We start from the raw sequence: 4,327 nt of genomic DNA, 5'->3' as shown, positions 1-4,327 counted from the left end.
TGGTGAGAAAATATATTTTTTATTTTTTTAAGTAAAGGGGGGGTATAGTTGCGAAAACTCTCTAAAAAGATGCAAGTTAAACAAGATTTATTACAACAATTGGAAAATGAAGAAATGGACAGTGCGGTGTACATTGATTTGGTCGATAAATATATGGCATTGTGGGATGCATCGAAAGCATTGGAAAGAGAATGGAAGAAAGAACGTATGGTTACATGGGATAACGGTGGAGGGCAAAAAGGAATTAAGCCTAATCCAGCCGGAAAGGAATACCGGGAAACGATTCGTAGTATGACAGAGCTAATTAAAAAGATGAATTTGCAAAATCCAAATACAGGTGATGACGATGACGAATTATAAGTATCATCCCTATATTGATAACTATATAAATATGGTCGAAAGCGGCCAGGTGAAGTCATCGAAAGAAGTCAAACTATTAATAGGACTTCTAAAGAAGAAACTTAGCCAAAACAACATTGTTATCAATCATGATGAAATTACAGAAGCAAAAGAATGTATTGAAAGGTATTTTCCGTTTGAATTATTACCACATCAAGATTTTATTTTGGCTTGCTGTGTAGGTTTGTTTTATGATGACGGAACGCTTGTGTTTAATGAGTTTTTAATTTTGATGGGCCGTGGTGCTGGGAAAAATGGTTTCATTGCAGCGCTTGCTTTCTACTTAGTTAGCAAACAAGGGATTCGAGGATATAACGTTGATATTGTAGCTACTTCAAAAGAGCAGGCTTTAACGTCGTTTATGGATGTTCATGATGTATTAGAAGAGTACAAAAAGAGAATGAAGAAATTCTTTAAATGGACGTTAGAAAAAATAGTATACAAGAAAACAAAATCCAAAATTAAATATTATACGAACAACGCTAAGACAAAAGATGGTTTACGTCCTGGGGTTGTTATTTTTGATGAAATTCATGCCTACGAAAGTTATGACAACATCAAAGTATTTACATCAGCATTAGGGAAGGTACAACATCCACGCCGTTTTTATTTAACTACAGATGGAGATGTGCGTGGCGGTGTACTCGATGATTTTAAAGATGTGGCTAGGCAAGTATTGAATGGGGAACTCCCTAATTCACGTATGTTTCCGTTTCTTTGTAAATTAGATGATGAAAGTGAAGTGGATGATTTTGAAATGTGGGAGAAAGCAAACCCTTCCTTACCTTACTTTCCTCATTTGAAGCAAGAGATGGAAACGGAATATGAGAACATGCAAACAAGACCTTCCGCACGAATTGAATTTATGACAAAACGTATGAACTTACCGCAAGAAGAGACGATGTTCTCTGTAGCAAGCTGGGAGCAAATAAAAGCCACTGATCAAGAGTTTCCATTGGAGGAACTAAAAGGACAGACTTGTGTAGGCGGTATTGATTTCTCGGATATTGATGATTTTGTTGGTGTAGGTTTGTTGTTTAAATATAAAGGCAAAAGGTACTGGAAACATCATACCTTTATTAATCGTCAAGCATTAAAGAATAAAAACTTTAAAATTGATATTCAAGTAGCGATAGATGAAGGGATTGTAACGATTATTGATGATGTCATTAATAAACCAGAACATATTCTAGGATGGTTTATTGAACAAGCGAAGATATACAATATAAAATCAATCGCTTCCGACTTATACAGGATTAATTATATTAAACAAATCTTTGAAGAAGCTGGTTTTCATCTTGAAATAGCTCGTAGTGGGAAGGTAACACATACCAAGCTACAACCTGTAGTGGAAGAAATGTTTGCAACGGAGAGCATTGTGTTTGGTTCAGATCGTATGATGCGTTGGTACACGAATAATGTGTATGTGGACAAAGACTCAAAAGGAAACATTAGTTATGAAAAAATCGAACCTTATTTGCGTAAAACGGATGGGTTTATGGCGTTTATTCATGCCCTAACCTTGGATGGAATGTTAAAAGAGGGCATCCCAATTACAAAAGAAAACATAATGAAAATATTTAAAGTATTTGGTAGTTGAAGAGAGGGTATGAAATGGGAGTAATGAATTGGCTGAAAGGGTTTTGGAGTGGTAAAACGCTTAAAGATTTACGTAGTTGTGATTATGAATTAGAAGTAGATTATTTTTACAAAAAGTTAGCGGTGGAAAGTTGTATTGATTTAATTGCGAATGCACTTACGATGTGTGAAATACAAACGTTTGATAAGGGAAAAGAAATTCGGGGAGAAAATTACTATCTACTAAATGTGCAGCCGAATCAAAATCAAAATGCTTCTGAATTTATGCACAGTCTGGTGCACCATTTAATTGATGATAATGAGTGTTTGGTTATTATGTCAAATGACCAATTGTATATTGCTGATGAATTTACAGTAGATCATTATGCATTTAAAGAGAATGAATACAAGAATGTTGTTATTGGTGATTTAAGTTTGAGACGAGAATATAAAGAGTCTGAGGTCTTATATTTTAAATTAAATGATGAAAACATGATGCAAGTAATTGACGGAATGTACGAAAGTCTAGGGAAGTTACTCATATCGACTATTAATTTTTATAAACGAAAAAATAGTAAACGATTTTTACTAAAAGGTGACTTTCTTAGAGCCCAAGATGAAGAAACGCAAACGAAAATTGATGAATTCTTTGATAATCAACTTAAAAATTGGTTGGATCCAAATAAAGAAACCTCCACATTCCAACTGCCAGATGGTTATAATCTTGAAGATTTAAGTGATGGTGGGAAAGGTTCTGCAAGCAATGGCACAAGTCGAGATACGACAGCCTTAATCAACGATATTTTTAATTATGTTGCGATAGCTTTTCATGTTCCGGTAGGGATTTTAAAGGGGGATGTTGCGGATATTGAAAAACAAATGGATTCTTTTTTAGCGTTTTGTATTAACCCTATGGCGAGGTTAATTCAAGATGAGTTTAACCGTAAGATGTATAAGAAAAAAGACTTTTTAAAACGTTCTTATTTAAAAATCGATACAACAAAAATTAAAGTTGTGGATATCACAAAACTAGCAACAGCACTAGATAAGCTCTTTGCAATTGGTGGCTTATCTATTAATGATATTTTAATTATTCTTGGTAGAGAACCAATTGAAGAAGAATGGGCAAATAAACGCTTTGTTACAAAGAATTATCAAGAAGCGGATTCTTTGGAGGGAGGTGAAAAGGATGAGACGTTACAAAAATGAACAATATAATCATCTAGCTAACGTTCAGCATGCATTTAGAGCCGAAGCAAAAGCGGATTCGCTGGACATAACGATTTATGGTGATATTGGTGAATCATGGTGGAGTGACTCCACATCGGCGGTTGATATTGAAAAAACATTAAAAGCTACTTCCGCAAATGTTATTCATATCAATCTGAATAGTCCCGGTGGGGATGTATTTGATGGGATTGCAATTTATAACCAACTAAAAAACCACTCGGCAAAAGTTATCATTACCGTAGATGGACTGGCAGCAAGCGCCGCATCTATTATTGCGATGGCAGCAGATGAATTAATTATGAATACCGGTTCTATGTTAATGATTCATGAAGCTTCTACATGGACTTGGGGGACAAAATTAGATATTCGTAAAACGTTGAATGCCCTTGAAGGAATTGACAAGTCGCTTGCGGATATTTATATGACTCGTTATCAAGGAGAACGTTCAGAAATTGAGACGATGATTGCGAACGAAACATGGTTTACCGCAAATGAGGCAGTAGAATTTGGATTGGCTCACAAGGTAAATGAACATGTGGAAAATAATGAAGTGATAGATCCAGAGGAATTTAAAAATAATGTTCTACAAAAATTTCGAAATAAAAATAGACAGAATGAACCAGCAGTAGCAGGTGCAAATCAAAATATACTTAACAAATTTAAGCGCGCGTAAAGCGGTGCTTTTTTTATTTTCTTAAAAACAGGAGGGAACAAGATGACTATTAAAAATTTAGATCGTCCAGTAATTGAAAATAAAGATCAACAGATTATTAATGTGCAAGAAGCATTGGAGACAGGGGATGCGCAGGTAGTAGCGGCACGTATTGTTGCAAACATGGAAAATAACATGCAGCATTTTCAAGATATGATGAACGATGTAATTAGTGAAGCGCAACAAGCCAAAAATGAAAATTGGGATGCTCAAGTGCTGGCCTCTCGTGGTGTACGTGTTTTAACAAATGAAGAAAAGAAATTTTATAATGCAGCAATTGAAGTAAATTCATTTAGTGAAACGCATAAATTAATGCCGCCAACAATTTTTGAGCGTGTATTTGAGGAGTTAGAAAAAGAGCATCCATTGTTAGCTCTTGTTAATTTCCAAACAGTAGGAGCAAATACT

Annotated in this window: 4 protein-coding genes and 1 pseudogene; all 5 read left to right on the top strand. The window is 34.9% G+C overall.

Going from position 1 to position 4,327, the window contains the following annotated elements; translation table 11 throughout:
- The first annotated feature begins 48 nt into the window (after window positions 1-48).
- Window positions 49-360: a hypothetical protein gene (locus ACQGS6_RS23665; protein ID WP_021727588.1), complete on the top strand. Its 312-nt coding sequence runs from the start codon at window positions 49-51 to the stop codon at window positions 358-360.
- The gene (locus ACQGS6_RS23660) at window positions 347-1,999 is read left to right on the top strand and encodes a terminase TerL endonuclease subunit (RefSeq protein ID WP_307838760.1); all 1,653 of its coding nucleotides are present in this window, start codon (window positions 347-349) and stop codon (window positions 1,997-1,999) included. The genes ACQGS6_RS23665 and ACQGS6_RS23660 overlap by 14 nt, the downstream gene beginning before the upstream one ends.
- Window positions 2,000-2,013: 14 nt before the next feature.
- Entirely contained in the window at window positions 2,014-3,186 is a 1,173-nt protein-coding gene (locus ACQGS6_RS23655; protein WP_197263283.1) for a phage portal protein, read from the top strand.
- The gene (locus ACQGS6_RS23650) at window positions 3,167-3,880 is read left to right on the top strand and encodes a head maturation protease, ClpP-related (RefSeq protein ID WP_197263284.1); all 714 of its coding nucleotides are present in this window, start codon (window positions 3,167-3,169) and stop codon (window positions 3,878-3,880) included. Before ACQGS6_RS23655 ends, ACQGS6_RS23650 begins: the two co-directional genes overlap by 20 nt.
- Before the next feature lie 42 nt (window positions 3,881-3,922).
- Window positions 3,923-4,327, top strand: a pseudogene (locus ACQGS6_RS23645) (phage major capsid protein); the annotation flags it as partial.

This window comes from Bacillus sp. GMs2/2 (assembly GCF_050172095.1).
Classification (GTDB): domain Bacteria; phylum Bacillota; class Bacilli; order Bacillales; family Bacillaceae_G; genus Bacillus_A; species Bacillus_A cereus.
Note: the sequence above shows the minus strand (reverse complement) of the source record. Positions and strands in the feature narration are given on the sequence as shown.